Consider the following 17,856-nt stretch of genomic DNA (forward strand, 5'->3'; position numbering starts at 1 on the left):
CGATGGGGAGCAAACCGAGAGCCGTACTGCTGATGCTGCTGGCCGCACTGGGGATCGTGGCCGGCGGCGGGATCGCGCACGCCGACGGCGCACCGAGCGGCGCCGACGTCCAGGTCGCCCAGACGCTCGGCGAGCGCGAGCTCACCGTGATCATCCGCCGCGTCGACACCACACCGTCGCCGCTGAGGGTGGACGTCGTGACGCACCAGGGCACCGCGCCCGGCACGCTGCACCTGGCCGTCGCGGCCGACGGCGTCCCGAGCTCGCGCACGGACGTCGCCCTCGGCGCCACGCCGGGCGTCTACCCGGGGAATCTCCAAGTCGACAAACCGGGACCGTGGGAACTCTCGCTGAGCGACGACACCGGGCGGACAGCCACGATCCCGTTCATCGTGCCCGCCCGGGTGGTCCCGCCGTGGGAAAAGGCGACCTACGGCGGGTTCGTCGCCGCGGGCGCCTTCCTGCTCATCGCCCTGGCCGTGGGGCTGCGCGCCAAGCGGACGGCGTTCGCGCTCATCCCGGGCGCCGGCGTGGTCGCCGCGATCGCCGTCGCCGTCACCGGGGCGCTGCTGTCGGCGGGCACTCCGCCGCCGCCGGCGCCCGGCAGCCAGCTGGACCCGACGTTCGACAACGTCACCGATCCGTACGCAAACGCCCAGCTGTCCACTGTGGATTATTCGCGGCCGCCGGTGAACCTGGCCGTCCGAGCCGGGAACGACGACCTCGAGCTGAGCCTCACCGACGGCGCCACCGGCCGCCCGGCCGACGACCTGCTGGTCCGGGACAACGCCCTGGTGCACCTGGTGCTCGTCTCGCCGTCCGGCCGGCTGAGCCACCTGCACCCGGTGCGCGTCGGCCCCGGCGACTACCGCGTCCACCTCGCCGATCCGGAAACGGGCACGTACGCGGTCGCGGCCGAACTCGCCCGGCGCGGCGGCGGGGTCCAGCTCGCCCGGTCCACAGTGGACCTCAAGGGCACCGCCGCCCCCGCACCCGAACCACCCGGCGCCGGGCCGCGGACGATCGACGGCACCCCGGTCGACCTCACCATCAGTCCCGGGACGCCGACGACGATCACCGCCCGCTTCCCCGCCCAGGACCTCCAGCCGTGGCTGGGCATGCTCGGCCACCTGATCATCGCCGGGCCGATCACCGGCCCCGTCGGCGAAAGCGCCGCGAAGGCACCCACCTGGGCGCACGTCCACGCCATGATCCCGCCGGTCGCGGGCCAGCGGGACCGTCCTGATGAGACGGTTGCCGCGTACGGCCCGGACGTCGGCTTCACCTACACCTTCGCCCAGCCCGGCCGGTACCGGATCTGGCTGCAGGCCGAACGCGGCTACCGGGTGCTCACCGTGCCCGCCGTGGTCGACGTCCCGGCGACCGGAGCCGGCCGGTGAAACGCCCGACGTTGCTGATCGCCGTCGTCGCCCTGGTCGTCGCGGCCGGTGCCGCGTGGCTGCTCTGGGGTGGCGGCGACGCGAAACCCACGGCCCAGCAGGCGGTTTCGGGTCCCTACACCGTCCAGTTCTCCGCGGAACAGCCCCACCTCGGCGGCAACACGATCGTGGTCACGGTGAGCGGGCCGACGCCCGAAGCCGTCACGGTGGCTCCGGTCATGGCGCAGATGGGGCACGCGTTCCCGGCGGTCCCCGCCGCGCCGGACGGGCCCGGCCGGTACCGCGCCACGGACGTCGGGCTGCCGATGTCCGGGCAGTGGGAGATTTCCGTTTCGCTGCGCGGCCCCGGCGGGCCCGCGCAGATCGTCTTTCCCGTGTTGGTCAAGTAGTCGGTCGAGTAAAGGAGGGGGCATGGATCTCACCGCATCCGGCGTGCGCACCACGTCGGTGGCGAAACAGGCTCGAACGGGGTTGCTGCCGGCGAACGCCGTGCTCGGCGGGTCGCTGCTGTCGCTGGTCGGGCTCACCTGGGACATCCAGTGGCACGACGACGTCGGGCCGGACACGTTCTTCACGCTGCCGCACCTGTTCCTGTACGCGGGCAGCGCGGTCGTCGGCCTGGCGAGCCTCGCCGTCGTGCTGCTGACGACGGCGGCGCGGCGGGCGGGACGGCCGGTCGACCCGCGGATCGGCGGGCGCGTGGTCAACGTCTTCGGCCGGACGTTCGCGGCCCCGCTGGGGTACCTGGTTTCGGGCGTCGGCGCGGCGACCTTCCTGCTGTACGGGCTGTGGGACCAGTGGTGGCACGGGCTCTACGGCTTCGACGCGGTCATCGACTCGCCGCCGCACATCGGGCTGCTGCTGTCGATCACGGTGTCGCTGATCGGCACGACCGCGGTGTTCGCCGCGGCCCGGGAGCACCGCTGGGGCCGGCTCGGCACGCTGGCGTCGCTGACCGTGCTGCTCACCTTCGGGCCGGTGCTGGCGCTCGGCTTGCAGCAGGTGCCGGACGACTACGCCGACGCCGTCGCGATCGGGACGTCGATGATGGCGGTGCTGCTGGTCGCCGTCGGCGCCGGGTTCGCCCGCCGTCCGGGCGGGGCGGCAGGCACCGCGGCACTGGTCGCGGCCGTGCAGGCGGTGTTCTGGTGGTTCTCGCCGTGGGCGGCGAAGGCGTACGCGGACCTGGTCGGCCTGCCGTTACGGGACGCGATTTCCGGGGTGCCGGCGATGCCGTCGCTGACCCCGATGGCGTTGCTGCCGGTCGCCGCGCTGATGGAGCTGGTCTACTTCACCGGGCGACGCCGGGGGTGGCGCGCGGGCCGGGTGTCCGTGGTCGCCGGCGGGATCGCCGGGCTGCTGCTCGGGCTGAGCCTGCCCCTGCAGCGGGCGCTGCTCTACACCGGCGCACACGTGCCGCCGGCCTGGTACCTGACGACGACCGCCGTGCTCAGCGCGGCGCTGGGGCTGCTCGGCGGGTTCGCCGGGTGGCGGTTCGGCGGGATGCTCTGCCTGCTGGCGCCCGCGAAGAAGGGGGAAACCGCTGATGCGTAAGAGTCTGCTCGCTCTCGCCGTCGTGGCCGGGCTGCTGTTCGCCACCGCGGCGCCGGCGAACGCCTACGAGCCGGTCAACATCGTGCACACCGAGCGGGTGCAGGCCGGGCCGTACGGGCTGACCGTGGGCTTCAGCACCTGGCCGCTGAAGGCCATGCAGTCCCTGGACTTCACCTTCATCCCCGACGGCGGGATCGAGGGCAAGTCCGGCACGCTCACCATGCTCAACCCGGAGGGCGGCCAGAACCGGAAGCAGCCGCTGGTCCGGCACCCGCGCAAACTCGAGGTGTGGGGACTCGACGTCCGCTCGATGCCGCGGCCGGGCGACTGGACCTTCCGCTTCACCGTCAACGGCCCCGCCGGTTCCGGCACCGGCGAACTGCGCGCGTTGCCGGTGCTGGAACAACCGGGGCCGCCGATGGGCGTGAGCTGGGCGATCAGCACGTTGCCGCTGATCGGGCTCGTGGCACTGGTCGTGGTGGCCTGGCGCCGGACCCGCGGCCGCCTGCGCGGGGGTGAGCTTCCGGCAATCGGGTGAGATTCCCCTCACATCGGGTGTCCGGACGTATTCGGACGGCCGCGAAGGCCTCCTTCACCGTAGAGAGCGGGGAAGGGGGCCTTCACCATTCGTCTTCCGGGGCACGGGCGATCAGGCGGGCAGGTCGAACTGCCCGGCCTTGACGGCGATTAGGAACGCTTCCCACTCGGCGGTGTCGAACACGAAGACCGGGCTGGTCGCGAGCTTGGTGTCCCGGACGCCGATCAGGCCGTCACGGCCCAGGTTGACCTCGACGCAGCTGCCGCCGTTGGGCTCGCTGGCGAACGACTTCTCCCAGGCGGCCTCTTCGAACAGGGTCACGGCCGTGTTCGGATCGTAATCCGCGAACGACGGATAATCCGCCATGGGTCGTACCTCCGAGGATCGATGGGGGGCGCGGTCGTGACCTGGTCGAAGGCACCCGCTCCCGGCTACTCAGTGTCTCAATGGAGCAAGCCACAGGGCCAAGCGGGTGATCAACTGGGTACGGCCTCGACATGAAGATTATTCCAGGAGTAGGATTAATCGCATCGGCCGGGGCGCTGGTGTCGGTGAATGACTGCCTGCCCGCGGCGGGCGGTCGTCGAGGCGGGCCGAACAGCCGGAACGACCAGAGCCGGAACCAACCAAGCCAACGCCACCGCAGGACCTCATGGGGGAGGAACAGCGTGATCGTCGAGGAAGGTGCGCCACCCGGCGCGCTGGCCGTGACCAGGCTGGTCCGAACTCCGGAAGCGGAAGCGCTTTCCCTCCGGGGCGCCGAAGCACCGCGACGAGAGCTGGGGGTGTAGACGAATGGCCGTCCGAGTGAACTCGCTCTTCCGCCGCGAGGACGAAGAACACCGTGGCCGCCGGGGCATCGGGAACGAGCTGCGCAACCGCTTCGGCTTCAGCCTGATCCAGGCGCCGCTGCGCAAGACCACGACGTGGGCCACCGACCAGGACCTCCCGCTGCGGCGCCACGCCGACGGGGTCCGCACGACCCGCCCGCTGGAAGCCGCGATCGACCTGACGCCGCTGATGAGCGGCCGGATCGGCTCGCGCGCCTGAACTGCCGTACCACCGCGAAAGAGCCCCGGTTTCCTGCGGAACCGGGGCTCTTGCCTTCTCCGGCTACGGTTTCCGGAGCAGCAGGCAGCCGTGCCGCATCGGCCGCTCCCCCGCCACCGGCTCGCGGTACACCCGCCCCACCTCGGTGAAGCCCGCCGCGGCCGCCAGCCCGGCCAGGTCGTCCAGCGGCCAGCTGTAGGCCGTCGTCACCTTGTGGTCGAACGACGTCAGCGGGCCGCCGCCGGATTCGAAGCACCCCAACAGAACGTGACCACCGGACGCCGACATTCGGGCGAATTCGGCGAAGTACGCGGGCACCTCCGCCGGTGGGGTGTGGATCAGCGAGTACCACGACAGGATCCCGGCGAGCGACCCGTCCGGCAGGTCCAGCGCCGCCATCGAACCCACTTCGAACCGCAGGCCCGGGTGGGCGGCCCCGGCGAGCGCGATCATCGCCGGCGACAGGTCGACGCCGAACGCGTCCACGCCGAGCGAACGCAGGTGCGCCGTCAGGTGCCCGGGCCCGCAGCCGAGGTCGGCGACCGGACCGCGCCCGCGGACGGAATCCGCGAACGCCGTCCACACCGCCCGCTCCAGGGGGTGCTTGTCCCAGACCTCGGCGGCGAATTCCGCGTACTGATCGGCGATCGCGTCGTAGGCGGCCGCCGTCACGGCTTGCGGCCGAGGCCGCAGAGGTGACCGACGAACGCCGGGTCGTTCGCGAGCTTCTTCGTGGCCTTGGACTCGATCTCCTCCGGGTGCCACTCCGGCAGGTAGACGATGCCCGGCTCGACCAGCTCCAGTCCCTCGAAGAACGACGTGAACTCCGCGCGGCTGCGCAGGTGCAGCGGCGTGCTCGACTGGTTGTACTGCTTCATGATCGTCTCGCGGCTGTCCGCGTCGGCCATGTCGTGCAGGCCATCGTCGGTGAGGTGCGAGGACAGGAAGTAGGAGCCGGACGGCAGCAGCGAGAGGTACTTCCGGATGGTCTGGGCCACTGGCTCGTCGGCGCCGAGGAAGTAGAGGACGCCGACCATGATCAGGCCGATCGGGCGGTTCGGGTCGAGGACGCCGGTGTCGAGCGCGCGCTTCCAGATGTCGGCCGGGTCGCGCAGGTCGCCCTGCAGCACCGCGTGCCGTCCCGCGACCCCCTCCTGCTCCAGCAGGATCTGCGAGTGGGCCACCGCGACCGGCTCGTTGTCGACGTACACGCACCGGGCGTCCGGGTTGACTTCGGTCGCGACCTCGTGGACGTTGCCGACGGTCGGGACGCCGGAGCCGAGGTCGAGGAACTGGTCGATGCCGTTGCGCGCCAGGTAGCGCACGCCGCGGCCGAGGAAGTCGCGGCCGGCGCGCGCGACGGTCTTGATCATCGGGAAGGTCTTGACCGCCTGCTCGCCGAACTGGCGGTCGATGGCCCAGTTGGCGTCGCCGCCGAGGAACCAGTCGTAGATGCGGGCCGCGTTCGGCCGGTCCAGGTCCACGCCTTCAGGGGCTTCGGGGTCCTGCGTAGTCATTGCGTCCTCCAGGCTTGCGGCCGACACCGCCGACCACGCTCGCGAGGGGGACCGTGGCGGCGCCGGGCTCCGGGCGCCACTCTCCCACAGGCACGATCCCGGGCTCGACGACGTCGAAGGTACCGAAGAACGCGGCGATCTCGTCGAGGGACCGGGAAACCGCGGGGGAACTCGACCGCTCGGACAGCTTCACGAGCTTCCGGATCTGCGCCAGCTCTTCGCCTTCGACGCCGGATTCGGTCGCGTGCGAGAGCACGTACGCCGATCCGGGCGCCAGCAGCGTCCGGTAGTCGCGGATGGCTTCCCGGACACCGGTGACGTCCGGGAGGAAGTGCAGCACCGCCACGGTCAGCAGGCAGATCGGCCGGTCCGCGTCGAGCACGCCGGTGGCCAGCGCGGCTTCCCAGACTTCGCCGGCGTCCCGCAGGTCGGCGTGCAGCACGGCGTGGCGCTCGGGGTCGCCGGCCTCTTCCAGGAGCATCCGCCCGTGCGCGACGGCCACGGGCTCGTTGTCGACGTACACGCAGCGGCTGTCGTCGACGTGGTCGTCGGCCACTTCGTGCACGTTGCCCGCGGTCGGGATGCCGGAGCCGAGGTCGAGGAACTGCGTGATGCCCTCGGAAAGGCAGTAGCGCACGGCCCGGCCGAGGAAGTCGCGGTTGCTGCGGGCGAGCGCTTTCGCGAGCGGGAACGCCTGCACGGCCTGTTCGCCGAACTGCCGGTCGATCGCCCAGTTCGCGGTGCCGCCGAGGGCCCAGTCGTAGATGCGCGCGATGTTCGGCCGGTCGAGGTCGATGACGTCGGGGAGGAAGTCGGGGTCCACGATGTCCACTTCCGGGGGAATCCAGCGCAACAGACCGACTCTACCGAAAGTTGTTCACCGGTCGGGATACCTCAGGCGGCCGTTCGCCCTATTGGAGCTGCTGCATCTGCGCGCGGTAACCCTCCGCGAGCTCCTTGAGGAACTGCCGGGTCTCCTGCCGCTCCAGCGCCGCTCCCCGCAGCCTGTCCCACGAGTCGACGAAGATGTTGAAGTCCTTGACGTCGTCGAGGTAGAGCCCGCCGGCGGAGTGCTCGATGTAGACGAAGTCGCGCGTGCGGTCCGGGAACCGCATGATCGTGAAGTCGTTGGGCACCGCGGCCAGCCGCGCGCCGAACGGCAGTACGTGCACGTAGACGCGCGGGTGCTTCTCGAGCGAGAGCAGGTGCTCGACCTGGTCGAGCATCACCGCGGGCGCGTACCCGCCGGGTGCCCGGCGCAGCGCGCCTTCGCTGATGATGAAGCGGTAGTAGGGCGGCTGCTGCTGCTCGAACACCGCTTTGCGGTCGAGGCGGTTGCGGACCAGCGATGTCACGTCCGTCGCGCCGGCCTCGGTGAACTGCTTGAGCATGTAGTGCTCGGACTGCAGCGGACCCGGGATGCGCTCACCGTGCCAGGTGAGGATCTCCGCGGCCGCGGGCTCCAGGTCGGTGAAGGTGCGGAACCAGTGCGGCACCACCGAGCGGTAGCCGGACCAGTGGCCGCGCTGCCCGGCGGCGGCCCGCGCCAGGTTCATCAGCGTGTCGGCCTCTTCGCCGTTGATCCCGAACGCGTTCAGCATGGATCGCACATCCCCGAGCTTCACCCCGACGGCACCGGACTCGATCTTGTTGACCTTGCCCTGGGTGCAGCCGAGGACCTCGGCGACCTGCTGCTGTGTCATCCGCGCCGCGGTGCGGGCATGCCGGAGCTCGTTCCCGAGCTGCTTCCGGCGCGAGGTGACGGTGCTGGCCATCGCCCTGCTCTCCCGGACCACTACCAAGCAACGGCGGCCACCGGCCGCCGTCGCACGCGAACTATCGAACCCACCCAGGCTAGTGCTTCACCTTGCGGATCTCGATGATGACATCGCGCAGCGTTCCAGGAAACGCCGCAGATTGCCAGTCACCTGCGGTATCACTCGCCTGGACCAGTGAAATTCGGAATTATTCGGCCAACCGGCGGAGCCCGGTCTCGGGCATAGTGACGCCGTGACCGATCGTTCCCCCTCCGCCGCCGCCGTCACCCGCCTGGCCGACCACGCGCACGGCTACGTCCAGCCGGACGGCTCCTGGTACATCAACAACTGCGGGCTGGTCGACGCCGGGGACCACACCGTGCTGATCGACACCTGCGCGACCGAGCGCCGCACGCGCGCCCTGCTCGCGGCGGCCGAAGCCGCCACCGGCCGCCCGGTGACGACGCTGGTCAACACCCACCACCACGGTGACCACACCAACGGCAACTACCTGGTCGAAGGCGCGACGGTCGTCGGCCACCGCAAGACCCGCGAGCTGATCGCCGCCGAGGGCATCCAGACCTACGAGGGTGTCTTCGTCGGCAACGACTGGGGTGAGCTGCGGCCGCGGCCGCCCGAGATCGTCTTCGACGACAGGCTCACCCTCTACGCCGGCGACGTCGAGATCCAGCTGATCCACCCCGGCCACGCCGCCCACACGACCAACGACGTGCTGGTCTGGCTGCCGGCGCAGCGCGTCCTCTACGCCGGTGACCTGGTGTTCCACGGCGGCAGCCCGTTCGCGCTGATGGGCTCGGTCGCCGGGTGGCGCCAGGCCCTCGACGTCATCCGCGAACTGTCTCCCGAAGTGATCTTGCCCGGCCACGGCGGCCCCTGCGGACTGGACATCGTGGACAAAGTGGACGCGTACCTGGCCTTCGTCCAGAAGACGGCCGAGCGCGGGAAGGCCGCCGGGCTGTCCCCGCTGGAGCTGGCCAAGGAGACCGACCTGGGTGACTTCGCGTCACTCAGCGAACAGGAGCGGCTGCCGGGGAACCTGCACCGCGCGTACGCCGAGCTCGACGGCGCCGAGTGGGGCGCGGACATCGACCTGGTCGCGGCGATCACCGACATGCTCGCCTTAAACAAGGGACCCATCCGCTGCTTCTCCTGAACTAGGTGAGCTGGTCCTCCGTGCCCTTCCTTGAGGCGTCGATCGGACTACTGTCTGAATCGAGAGAGACTTCGGAAGGATTCGGATGAGCAAGAAGGCGAGCATCGGGGTCACCGGCCTGGCGGTCATGGGCCGCAACCTGGCCCGCAACCTGGCCCGGCACGGCCACACGGTGGCCCTGCACAACCGGTCCGAGGAGCGGACCCGCGCGCTGGTGGACCAGTTCGGCGACGAGGGCGACTTCATCCCGGCGTACTCCGCGCAGGAGTTCGTCGACGCGCTGGAGCGGCCGCGGCAGGTCGTGATCATGGTCAAGGCAGGCGGCCCGACCGACGCCGTCATCGAGGAGTTCGCGCCGCTGCTCGAAGAGGGCGACGTCATCATCGACGCCGGCAACGCGCACTTCGCCGACACGCGCCGCCGCGAGAAGGCGCTGCGCGAGCGTGGCCTGCACTTCGTCGGCAGCGGCGTCTCCGGCGGCGAGGAGGGCGCGCTGCACGGGCCGAGCATCATGCCCGGTGGCTCGAAGGAGTCGTACGAGTCGCTCGGCCCGCTGTTCGAGGACATCTCGGCGAAGGTCGACGGCGAGCCGTGCTGCACGCACATCGGCGCGGACGGCGCCGGCCACTTCGTCAAGATGGTGCACAACGGCATCGAGTACGCCGACATGCAGCTGATCGCGGAGTCGTTCGACCTGCTCCGGCACGCGGGCGGCTACGCGCCGGCCGAGATCGCCGACGTGTTCCGCACGTGGAACACCGGCCGGCTCGACTCCTACTTGATCGAGATCACCGCCGAGGTGCTCGCGCACGTCGATAAGGCGTCCGGCAAGCCGTTCGTCGACGTCGTCGAGGACGCCGCCGAGCAGAAGGGCACCGGCCGCTGGACCGTGCAGATCGGCCTCGACCTGGGCGTCCCGATCTCGGGCATCGCCGAGGCCGTCTTCGCGCGTTCGCTGTCCGGGTCCAAGTCGCTGCGCGCGGCGGCCCGCGGGCTCGGCGGCCCGTCGGCGGCACCGCTGTCGGGTTCCGCGCTGGAGCGCTTCGCCGACGACGTCGAGCAGGCGCTGTACGCGTCGAAGGTGGTCGCGTACGCGCAGGGCTTCAACCAGATCCAGGCGGGCGCGACCGAGTACGGCTGGGACATCGACCTCGGCAAGGTCGCCTCGATCTGGCGCGGTGGGTGCATCATCCGCGCGAAGTTCCTCAACGACATCACCGCGGCCTACGCCGACGAGCCGGAACTGCCGACGCTGCTGACGTCGGGCGGCTTCCGCAAGGCGGTCGAGGACGCGCAGGACTCGTGGCGCTCGGTGATCTCGACGGCGGTCAAGCTCGGCATCCCGACGCCGGGCTTCTCGACGGCGCTGGCCTACTACGACGGCCTCCGCGCGGACCGGCTGCCGGCCGCGCTGGTCCAGGGCCAGCGGGACTTCTTCGGTGCCCACACCTACCGCCGGGTGGACCGCGAAGGTTCGTTCCACACGGCCTGGGCCGCCGACGGCCGCCCGGAGTCCGAAGCCTGACCGGCCGCTGCTCTGACCGGGAAGACCCCCTGGTCCCAACCGGTCAGAGCAGCGTCACCAGGACCACCGCGAGCAGCGCGGCGGCCAGCAGGAGCCTCACTGCCCCCGGGCGGCGAGGAGTTCCGCCAGCACCTCCACGATCTTCGCCTCGGCCTTGTCCTTCTTGACGCCCAGGCCGTCGAGCACCTCGAAGCCGCTGCCTTCGCCCTGTTCCAGCAGGGCCAGCAGCATGTGCTCGGTGCCGATGTAGTTGTGCCCGAGCCGCAGGCCTTCGCGCATGGTCAGCTCGAGGGTCTTCTTGGCGGCGGCGGAGAACGGGACCACGTTCGGCACCGGGTCGACCGGCTCGGGCAGCCGCGCTTCGGCGGCTTCGCGGACGGCGTCCAGCTGCACGCCCTGGGCCAGGATCGCCCCGGCCGCCAGCGCGGCGGGCTCGGTCAGCAGGCCCAGCACGATGTGCACGGTGTCGATCTCCGGGCTGGCGTGCGTGACAGCCGCCTTCTGGGCTTCGACGACGACGTGCCGCGCGCGGTCGGTGTAGCGGCCGTAGACGCGCTCGATGTTCCCGCTCAGGTCGCCACCGGGATCCACCTTCGGCACGAACCGCTTCTGGGCGGCCTGTTTCGTGACGCCCATGCTGGCGCCGATGTCGGTCCAGGACGCCCCGGACCGCCGGGCCTGGTCGACGAAGTGGCCGATCAGGTGGTCCGCCACCTCGCCGAGGTGCTGGCCCAGGTAGACCGCGTCGGTCAGCTGGGCCAGGGCGTCGTGGTCGTGGTTGCTCTTGATGGCGTTGATGAGGTCGTCGAGTTTGACGCTGAAGGGCAGGGTCATGCCGTCAACTGTAGGTTGACGATCTTCTTGCGTCAACCGCGCGTTGACGCCGCCTTCAAGTGGGCCTTCAAGTCGAACTCGCTCAGCTCGAGGTCGGCGTACGCGGGCTTCGGCTCGGCCGTGAACAGGCGGCGGGCCGCGATGTGGTCGGCAGGCTTGTTCACCGACTCGACGGCGATCAGGACGTCGTCGCGGAAGGACAGCACGGAGAACTTGCCCCCGGCCGGGTCGCCCGCGACCACCGTCCGGTCGGCGCCCGCGAGGATGCCGGCGATCTGCAGCTTGGCGCCCGCCTGGTCGGTCCAGAACCACGGCAGGCTGGCGTAGGGCTCTTCGGTGCCGGTGATCGCCGCCGCCACGCAGCGGGCCTGGTCGACGGCGTTCTGCACGGACTCCAGGCGGGTTTCGGCGCCGGCCTGGACGCACGGGAAGTTGGCGCAGTCGCCGATGGCGAAGATCTTCTCGTCCGCCGTCCGCAGGTGCGCGTCGACGACGACGCCGTTGCGCACCGGCAGCCCGGCGGCCTCGGCGAGCGCGGTGTAGGGGACCACCCCGACGGCGACGACGACCAGGTCGGCGGGCAGCCGGGTGCCGTCGGTCAGCTCGACTTCCCGCACCCGCGAGTCGCCGTGCAGGGCCGCGACCCCCTGGCCGAGCAGCACCGTGTGCCCGGCGGTGCGGTGCAGGTCGGCGAAGTAGGCGGAGATTTCCGGCGTCGCGACGCGGTTGAGCAGCCGGTCCTGCAGCTCGACGATCGTCACCGGGCGGCCGGCGTGCGAGGCGAACTCCAGGCCGATGAACCCGCCGCCGGCCACCACGACCTGTTCGGCTTGTTCGAGGGACGCCCGGAGCCGGTCGGCGTCGTCGCGGGTGCGCAGGGTCAGCACACCCGGCAGGTCCGCGCCGGGCACCGGCAGCGTCCGGTTGCGGGCGCCGGTGGCCAGGACCAGGAAGTCGTAGCCGAGCTCGCGGCCGTCTTCGAGCCGGACCTTCGCCGCCGCGCGGTCGATTTCGGCGACCCGGCCGGCAACCAACTCGATGTCCTTCTCGGCGAAGAAGTCCTCGCCGCGCAGGTGCAGCTGTTCGAGCCCGGCGGTCCCGGCGAGGTAGGCCTTCGACAGCGGCGGCCGCTGGTACGGCACGCCCGGCTCGTCCCCGACCAGCACGACCCGGCCGGCGAAGCCCCGGTCCCGCAGCGAAGCCACGGCCTGGAACCCGCTCTGACCAGCACCGACGACGAGCACGGTGGTCATTCTTTCTCCTCACCCCATCCGGTAGCCCTCGATCTCATCCGACCACACCGGGCCCCGGTCAGTCGAGGCGTGGTTCCCCGCCCGGCCGCGGCGCGCCGAGCACCCGCGAGATCCCCCGCGCGGCGGCCCGCACCGCCGGGACGAGCGTCCGCGGATCGGTCCCCTCGGCCGGGACGACCACGGAGATCGCCGCGACGACCTCGTCGGTGGCGTCCCGGACCGGGGCGGCCACCGACAGGGCGATGAGCTCGATCTGGCCGTCGCTGATGGCGTAGCCGTCGCGCCGGACGCCGGCCAGGACCCGCCGCAGCTGCGCGGGCGAGCCGATGGTCTTGGGGGTGAACGTCTTGAGCGGGCCGGCCAGGACTGCTTCCTGTGTTTCGGCGGAGGCGTACGCGAGCAAGACCTGGCCGACGCCGGTGGCGTGCGCGGGCAGCCGTCCGCCGACGCGGGTCAAGACGTTGACGGCACCGCGTCCGGAGATCCGCTCGACGTAGACGACCTCGGGCCCGTCGAGCACGGCGAGCTGGACGTTCTGGTGCGTGGCTTCGTAAAGGTCCTCCAGGAACGGCATCGCGCTCTCCCGCAGCTCCGCGCCGTGCGGGGCGAGGGAGGCGACTTCCCACAGCCACAGCCCGACGCGGTAGGCGCCGGTTTCGTCGCGCAGGAGGGCACCGCGCCGGGTGAGCTCACCGGCGAGCCGGTGCGTGGTGGACAGCGGCAGCCCGGCGCGGCGGCTGAGTTCGGACAGCGTCAGCCGCGGCCGTTCGGCGGTGAAGGCGCCCAAGAGGTCCAGGACCCGATCCACCACCGACGGCGGCCGCTGCGCGCTGTGCCTCACACTTCTTCGTCGTCCGGTTCGTCGTCCGGCAGCAGCGGGCGCATGAACGTGCGCCGGTACCGGACCACGCACCCGCTCTCGTCGCGGATCTTGTCGGCTTCGATGAACTCGGGGTCCACGCCGAACAGCCCGCGATAACGCTCGTACGCCGCCAGACTCTCGAAGCTGAACAACGCCCGGGCTTCGTCGCTCGCACCCTCCGACGGCAGGAAGTACCCGTGGTGGATGCCGCCTTCCCGCTGCACCAGCCGCATCCACGCCGCGGCGAACCGCTCGAAGTCGGGCAGCTTCGCGGGATCGATGACGTAGTCGACGACGCAGGTGATCATCAGTGGCCGCCCCAGACGCGGTCGGCCGTCGCGACGATCAGCTCGAGTTTGCGCAGCTGGTCGTCCGCGGTCAGGTCGTTGCCCTCCTCCGTCGAGGAGAAACCGCACTGCGGGGACAGGCAGAGGCGGTCGACGTCGACATACCGGGACGCTTCCTCGATCCGCCGCACCAGGACGTCCGGGTCCTCCAGCTCCGGCCGCTTGGTGGTGACCAGGCCGAGCACCACCTTCTTGTCCTTCGGCACGAACCGCAGCGGCTCGAAGCCCCCGGAGCGTTCGTCGTCGTACTCCAGGAAGAAGCCGTCGACGGCCAGCTCGCCGAACAGCGCTTCGGCGACGAACTCGTAGCTGCCCTCGGCCGCCCACGACGAGCGGAAGTTGCCGCGGCACAGGTGGGTCGTCACGGTGAGGTCTTCGGGACGCCCTTCGAGCGCCGCGTTCATCGTCGCGATGTTGCGCAGGTGCTGGGTGTCCGGGTCGCCGCCCATCCGCGCGACCAGCTCCCGCTGCGCCGGATCGTTCAGGTAGGCGAGGCTCGTGTCGTCGAGCTGCAGGTACCGGCAGCCGAGGCCGTGCACCGCGGTGACCTGCTGCCGGTAGGCCGCGCTGAGGTCGGCGAAGAACTCCTCGAGGTCCGGGTAGACGCTCTCGCTGACCGCGGCCCGGCCGCCGCGGTAGTAGACCATGCTCGGCGACGGGATGGTCAGTTTCGGCGTCACGCCCGGGTCCACATGGGACTGGAGGAACCGGAAGTGGTCGGCGAAGATCGGCTCGTCGAGCCGCACCTTGCCGTCGACCTGCAGCCCCGGCGGGCTGAACTCGAGGTCGCCCGCCAGGTTGTGGAACTTGACGTGCAGCCGCTGGTCGCTCTTGGAGATGCCGCCGAGCGCGTAGATGAAGTCCATGTGCCACGAGCCGCGCCGGAACTCGCCGTCGGTGGCCGAACTCAGCCCGGCCGCCCGCTGCATCTTGATCACGTCGCGGATCGCGTCGTCCTCGACCGCGCGGAGCTGCTCCGCGCCGATCTCACCGCTTTCGTGCCGCCTTCGCGCGTCGCGCAGCACCGGGGGCCGCAGCAGGCTCCCCACGTGATCGGCGCGAAACGGCGGGCCCACCTGGGAAATGCCACCCGAAGTCATGCACCGATGGTCACACATTCCCGGCCGTTGCGCCGCCCCCCGAACCATGATCGTCACGCCCGGGACTTGCTACCGTCCGCTCATGACGGAATCCGCGGTCCACCCGGTCGACCGGGGCCTGCCCGCCGGGCGGCTCGCCCTCCTCGGCCTCCAGCACATGTCGATCATGTACGCCGGTTCGGTCGCGGTGCCGCTGATCGTCGGCAGCGCGCTCAAGCTCGACCCGGCGACGATCGGGCTGCTGGTCAACGCCGACCTGCTGGTCGCCGGCATCGCGACGCTCATCCAGGCGGTCGGCATCGGCAAGCTGCTCGGCATCCGGCTGCCGGTGGTGGCGGGCGCGACGTTCACCGTCGTCAACCCGATGATCCTGATCGCGTCCCAGTACGGCCTGCCCGCGGTCTACGGCGCGATGCTCGCCTCCGGCGTGTTCGGGCTGCTCATCGCGCGGCCGTTCGCGAAGCTGATCCGGTTCTTCCCGCCGCTGGTCACCGGGACGCTGCTGCTGGTCATCGGTGTTTCGCTGCTCGGCCCGGGCGCGGCGATGATCGCCGGCCACGACAGCACGTCGGCGGACTACGCGGCGCCGTCGCACATCGGGCTGGCGTTCGGCGTGCTCGCGCTGCTCGTGCTGTTCACCCGCGTGCTGCGCGGGTTCGCCAACCAGATCGGGCCGCTGCTCGCGCTGGCCATCGGGCTGGTCGTCGCGATCCCGATGGGGCTGGTGCACTGGGACGGCCTGCGCGCGGCCGGCTGGTTCGGGCTCGCGGCGCCGTTCCACTTCGGCGCGCCGACGTTCCCGGTCGCGGCGATCCTCTCGATGTGCGTGGTCATGCTGGTGACGTTCACCGAGTCGACGGCCGACATGATCGCCGTCGGCGAGATCACCGGGCGCCCGCCGACCGACGCCGACCTCGCGCGGGGCCTGGCCACCGACGGCGTGTCGGCCGTGCTCGGCGGGGTGATGAACTCCTTCCCCGACACGGCGTTCGCGCAGAACGTCGGCCTGGTGCGGATGACCGGCGTGCGCAGCCGCTGGGTGGTCGCGGTGACCGGCGGGATCCTGGTGCTGATGGGCCTGGTGCCGAAGGTCGGCGCGTTCATCGCGGCCATCCCGGAACCGGTCGTCGGCGGGGTCGCGGTCGTGATGTTCGCGATGGTCGCCGCGGTCGGCGCCCAGAACCTCCGCACGGTCGAGTTTTCCGGCAACCACAACACGTTCATCGTCGCGGTGGCCCTCGGCGCCGGCCTGCTGCCGGCGTTCGTGCCGGACTTCTTCAAGCACTTCCCGGCCTGGCTGCAGACGATCTGCGGCAGCTCGATCACCCTGGCGGCGGTGCTCGCGTTCGTGCTGAACCTGCTGTTCAACCACCTCGGCCGGCGAGCCGCGCTCGAAGCAAGCTGAGCAACCCACTCCAGCAGGCCGCCGCGCAGCGAGCCGGTGTCCGGTCTCGGTGACGTCGCGGAGCTGGTGGCCCGATCACCAGCAGATGATCAAGAAGCACGACGTCCGCGGCGGTGGCGGAGGTGTGCTCGGGGCCGACGGGTGACCGCCGGTCGACGGCGGGACGCCCGGCGGTGTCGTCGTCGCGGTGCTGGAGGTCGTGGGGCCGGCGCCGGACGGCGTGGCGGTCGGCGCCGCGGTCCCGGTGCTGCCGGTTTCGGTGGCCGGGTTGCGGCCCGGGACCTCGGTGACGGTGCCGCGGTGCTCGTTCGACGCCGTGACGACGTCACCGCCGGTGCCGCCGCCGATCCCGCCGTCCGGCGGCGAGTCCGTGGCCTGGTCGGCGCCGCCCAGCCCGGTGGTGCGCTGCGGGAACGGGATGACCTGGATCTGGTCGACCGGGGAAGCGTCCTGGCGTTCCTTGCCGCCGAAGGCGACCAGCGCCGCGGCCGCACCGCAGCCCACGATGACGGCGAGCATCACCGCGACCACCCGCCAGCGTGACTGGCCTGGTCCCGGACCGTCGCCCCAGCCCTCGCGCACGAGCAGCTCGGCGACCGATACCTCGTCGTTCACCCCGACAGACCTTCCCGAGAGGCCTTTCGGCCGACATCGTGGCCGTATTCTTACCGTAAAAGCCCCCCGAACGGGTGAAGCACCGGCAAAAATTCGTCACGTAATGCGAGTTTCGACGGTGAGTGACATCCACAGCGTTTTCTAAGCTGACGCTCGTGATACTCCCAGCATGACCACCGAAGCTCGGTCCATGCTGCTGAAAGCGCCGGTCCCCTCGATCGCCGTCGCGCGCCGCAGCCCGTGGGCGTTGCTCCGGTACGTCCCCAACCCGAAGACGACGCCGTTCACCTTCGGCTACCTGGTCGTCCTGCTGGGCACGACGCTGCTGCTCGAGTTCGCCGACCCGGCGCTGACCGACCGGCTGCTCCGGCTGTCCAGCACCGACGCCCACAACCTCTGGCGGCGGCCGCTGACCTCGCTGCTGAGCAGCGCGTTCTGGCTGCCCGGCGAAAGCTGGCTGCCGTATGTCCTGATCTTCGCGGTCGCCGTCGCGCCGCTGGAACGCCGGTTCGGCGCGCGGCGTACGGCGCTGGTGTTCTTCTCCGGCCACGTCGTGGCCACGCTCGTCACCGAGCTGCCGGTGATGGCCCTGATCAGCGCGCGCGTGCTGCCGAGCTCGGCCGGGCACTGGCTCGACATCGGGGTCAGCTACGGCTTCTTCACCACGGCCGGCGCGCTGGTGTACCTGCTGCGCGGGCGGGCGCGCCTGCTCGCGCTGGCCGCGGTGGAGGCGTTCATCGCGGCGATCTGGCTGAGCGACGACCCGGTGGGCCTCGACTCGATCGTCACGCTGCTCGGCCACGCGTTCGCCGCGCACTTCGGGCTGCTGGTGTGCGGGCCGTGGCTGCGGGCGCGCATCCCCAGGCCGAGCCCGGATTCCGCTGGGTAGGCAGCGGCCGGAGTCGGTGGTGTAATCGACGGGCCA

The 17,856-nt window shown here is 71.1% G+C and carries 20 protein-coding genes; 9 read left to right on the plus strand and 11 right to left on the minus strand.

Features of this window, described 5'->3' with window-relative positions:
• The first annotated feature begins 2 nt into the window (after window positions 1–2).
• The 4 genes from H5965_RS04275 to H5965_RS04290 are packed head-to-tail and all read left to right on the plus strand — an operon-like array spanning window position 3 to window position 3,492.
• Window positions 3–1,400 (plus strand): hypothetical protein, encoded by a 1,398-nt coding sequence (locus H5965_RS04275; RefSeq protein WP_310967988.1) that lies wholly within the window; start codon window positions 3–5, stop codon window positions 1,398–1,400.
• Entirely contained in the window at window positions 1,397–1,789 is a 393-nt protein-coding gene (locus tag H5965_RS04280) for a FixH family protein (RefSeq protein WP_310967989.1), read from the plus strand. Before H5965_RS04275 ends, H5965_RS04280 begins: the two co-directional genes overlap by 4 nt.
• 22 nt (window positions 1,790–1,811) lie before the next feature.
• Window positions 1,812–2,954, plus strand: a complete 1,143-nt coding sequence (locus H5965_RS04285; RefSeq protein ID WP_310967990.1) for a hypothetical protein — start codon at window positions 1,812–1,814, stop codon at window positions 2,952–2,954.
• A complete protein-coding gene (locus H5965_RS04290) occupies window positions 2,947–3,492 on the plus strand; it encodes a hypothetical protein (protein WP_310967991.1) in 546 nt (181 codons plus the stop codon). Before H5965_RS04285 ends, H5965_RS04290 begins: the two co-directional genes overlap by 8 nt.
• Before the next feature lie 111 nt (window positions 3,493–3,603).
• On the opposite strand, the gene H5965_RS04295 is transcribed toward H5965_RS04290, so the two are convergent.
• Complete coding sequence (locus H5965_RS04295) at window positions 3,604–3,858, minus strand: DUF397 domain-containing protein (protein ID WP_043788437.1); 255 nt, start codon at window positions 3,856–3,858, stop codon at window positions 3,604–3,606.
• Window positions 3,859–4,287: 429 nt separating this feature from the next.
• Here H5965_RS04295 and H5965_RS04300 point away from each other — a divergent pair, with 429 nt between their 5' ends.
• Window positions 4,288–4,542: a hypothetical protein gene (locus H5965_RS04300; protein ID WP_310967992.1), complete on the plus strand. Its 255-nt coding sequence runs from the start codon at window positions 4,288–4,290 to the stop codon at window positions 4,540–4,542.
• Window positions 4,543–4,605: 63 nt separating this feature from the next.
• Here H5965_RS04300 and H5965_RS04305 read toward each other — a convergent pair whose 3' ends face one another.
• The 4 genes from H5965_RS04305 to H5965_RS04320 form a co-directional block, all read right to left on the minus strand.
• Entirely contained in the window at window positions 4,606–5,214 is a 609-nt protein-coding gene (locus H5965_RS04305; protein ID WP_310967993.1) for a class I SAM-dependent methyltransferase, read from the minus strand.
• A complete protein-coding gene (locus H5965_RS04310) occupies window positions 5,211–6,059 on the minus strand; it encodes an SAM-dependent methyltransferase (protein WP_310967994.1) in 849 nt (282 codons plus the stop codon). Before H5965_RS04310 ends, H5965_RS04305 begins: the two co-directional genes overlap by 4 nt.
• A complete protein-coding gene (locus H5965_RS04315; protein ID WP_310968492.1) occupies window positions 6,031–6,882 on the minus strand; it encodes an SAM-dependent methyltransferase in 852 nt (283 codons plus the stop codon). The genes H5965_RS04310 and H5965_RS04315 overlap by 29 nt, the downstream gene beginning before the upstream one ends.
• Before the next feature lie 88 nt (window positions 6,883–6,970).
• Window positions 6,971–7,834, minus strand: coding sequence for a helix-turn-helix transcriptional regulator (locus H5965_RS04320; protein ID WP_013222333.1), 864 nt, complete (start codon window positions 7,832–7,834; stop codon window positions 6,971–6,973).
• A 235-nt stretch (window positions 7,835–8,069) separates the two neighbouring features.
• Here H5965_RS04320 and H5965_RS04325 point away from each other — a divergent pair, with 235 nt between their 5' ends.
• Window positions 8,070–8,990: an MBL fold metallo-hydrolase gene (locus H5965_RS04325; RefSeq protein WP_310967995.1), complete on the plus strand. Its 921-nt coding sequence runs from the start codon at window positions 8,070–8,072 to the stop codon at window positions 8,988–8,990.
• Between the two features lie 85 nt (window positions 8,991–9,075).
• Window positions 9,076–10,515: an NADP-dependent phosphogluconate dehydrogenase gene (gene gndA / locus H5965_RS04330; protein ID WP_310967996.1), complete on the plus strand. Its 1,440-nt coding sequence runs from the start codon at window positions 9,076–9,078 to the stop codon at window positions 10,513–10,515.
• 96 nt (window positions 10,516–10,611) lie between these two features.
• Here gndA and H5965_RS04335 read toward each other — a convergent pair whose 3' ends face one another.
• From H5965_RS04335 to H5965_RS04355, 5 genes are read right to left on the minus strand one after another with little or no spacing between them, the layout of a single operon-like run.
• Window positions 10,612–11,349 (minus strand): Clp protease N-terminal domain-containing protein, encoded by a 738-nt coding sequence (locus H5965_RS04335; RefSeq protein WP_310967997.1) that lies wholly within the window; start codon window positions 11,347–11,349, stop codon window positions 10,612–10,614.
• Window positions 11,350–11,381: 32 nt separating this feature from the next.
• The gene (locus H5965_RS04340; RefSeq protein ID WP_310967998.1) at window positions 11,382–12,602 is read right to left on the minus strand and encodes an FAD-dependent oxidoreductase; all 1,221 of its coding nucleotides are present in this window, start codon (window positions 12,600–12,602) and stop codon (window positions 11,382–11,384) included.
• A gap of 58 nt (window positions 12,603–12,660) precedes the next feature.
• Complete coding sequence (locus H5965_RS04345) at window positions 12,661–13,443, minus strand: IclR family transcriptional regulator (RefSeq protein WP_310967999.1); 783 nt, start codon at window positions 13,441–13,443, stop codon at window positions 12,661–12,663.
• Window positions 13,440–13,772, minus strand: a complete 333-nt coding sequence (locus tag H5965_RS04350; protein ID WP_310968000.1) for an NIPSNAP family protein — start codon at window positions 13,770–13,772, stop codon at window positions 13,440–13,442. Before H5965_RS04350 ends, H5965_RS04345 begins: the two co-directional genes overlap by 4 nt.
• Window positions 13,772–14,911 carry a 5-methyltetrahydropteroyltriglutamate--homocysteine S-methyltransferase gene (locus tag H5965_RS04355; RefSeq protein WP_310968001.1) on the minus strand — a complete coding sequence of 380 codons (1,140 nt, stop codon included), beginning with the start codon at window positions 14,909–14,911 and terminating at the stop codon, window positions 13,772–13,774. The genes H5965_RS04350 and H5965_RS04355 overlap by 1 nt, the downstream gene beginning before the upstream one ends.
• Before the next feature lie 82 nt (window positions 14,912–14,993).
• Between H5965_RS04355 and H5965_RS04360 the strand changes: the two genes are divergently transcribed.
• Complete coding sequence (locus H5965_RS04360; protein WP_310968002.1) at window positions 14,994–16,316, plus strand: nucleobase:cation symporter-2 family protein; 1,323 nt, start codon at window positions 14,994–14,996, stop codon at window positions 16,314–16,316.
• A 75-nt stretch (window positions 16,317–16,391) separates the two neighbouring features.
• Here H5965_RS04360 and H5965_RS04365 read toward each other — a convergent pair whose 3' ends face one another.
• The gene (locus H5965_RS04365; protein WP_310968003.1) at window positions 16,392–16,931 is read right to left on the minus strand and encodes a hypothetical protein; all 540 of its coding nucleotides are present in this window, start codon (window positions 16,929–16,931) and stop codon (window positions 16,392–16,394) included.
• A gap of 169 nt (window positions 16,932–17,100) precedes the next feature.
• On the opposite strand from H5965_RS04365, the gene H5965_RS04370 reads away from it, so the two are divergent.
• Window positions 17,101–17,820 (plus strand): rhomboid-like protein, encoded by a 720-nt coding sequence (locus tag H5965_RS04370; RefSeq protein ID WP_310968004.1) that lies wholly within the window; start codon window positions 17,101–17,103, stop codon window positions 17,818–17,820.
• The last annotated feature ends 36 nt before the right edge of the window (window positions 17,821–17,856 follow it).

This window comes from Amycolatopsis sp. 505, assembly GCF_031625235.1.
In the GTDB taxonomy this organism is placed as follows: domain Bacteria; phylum Actinomycetota; class Actinomycetes; order Mycobacteriales; family Pseudonocardiaceae; genus Amycolatopsis.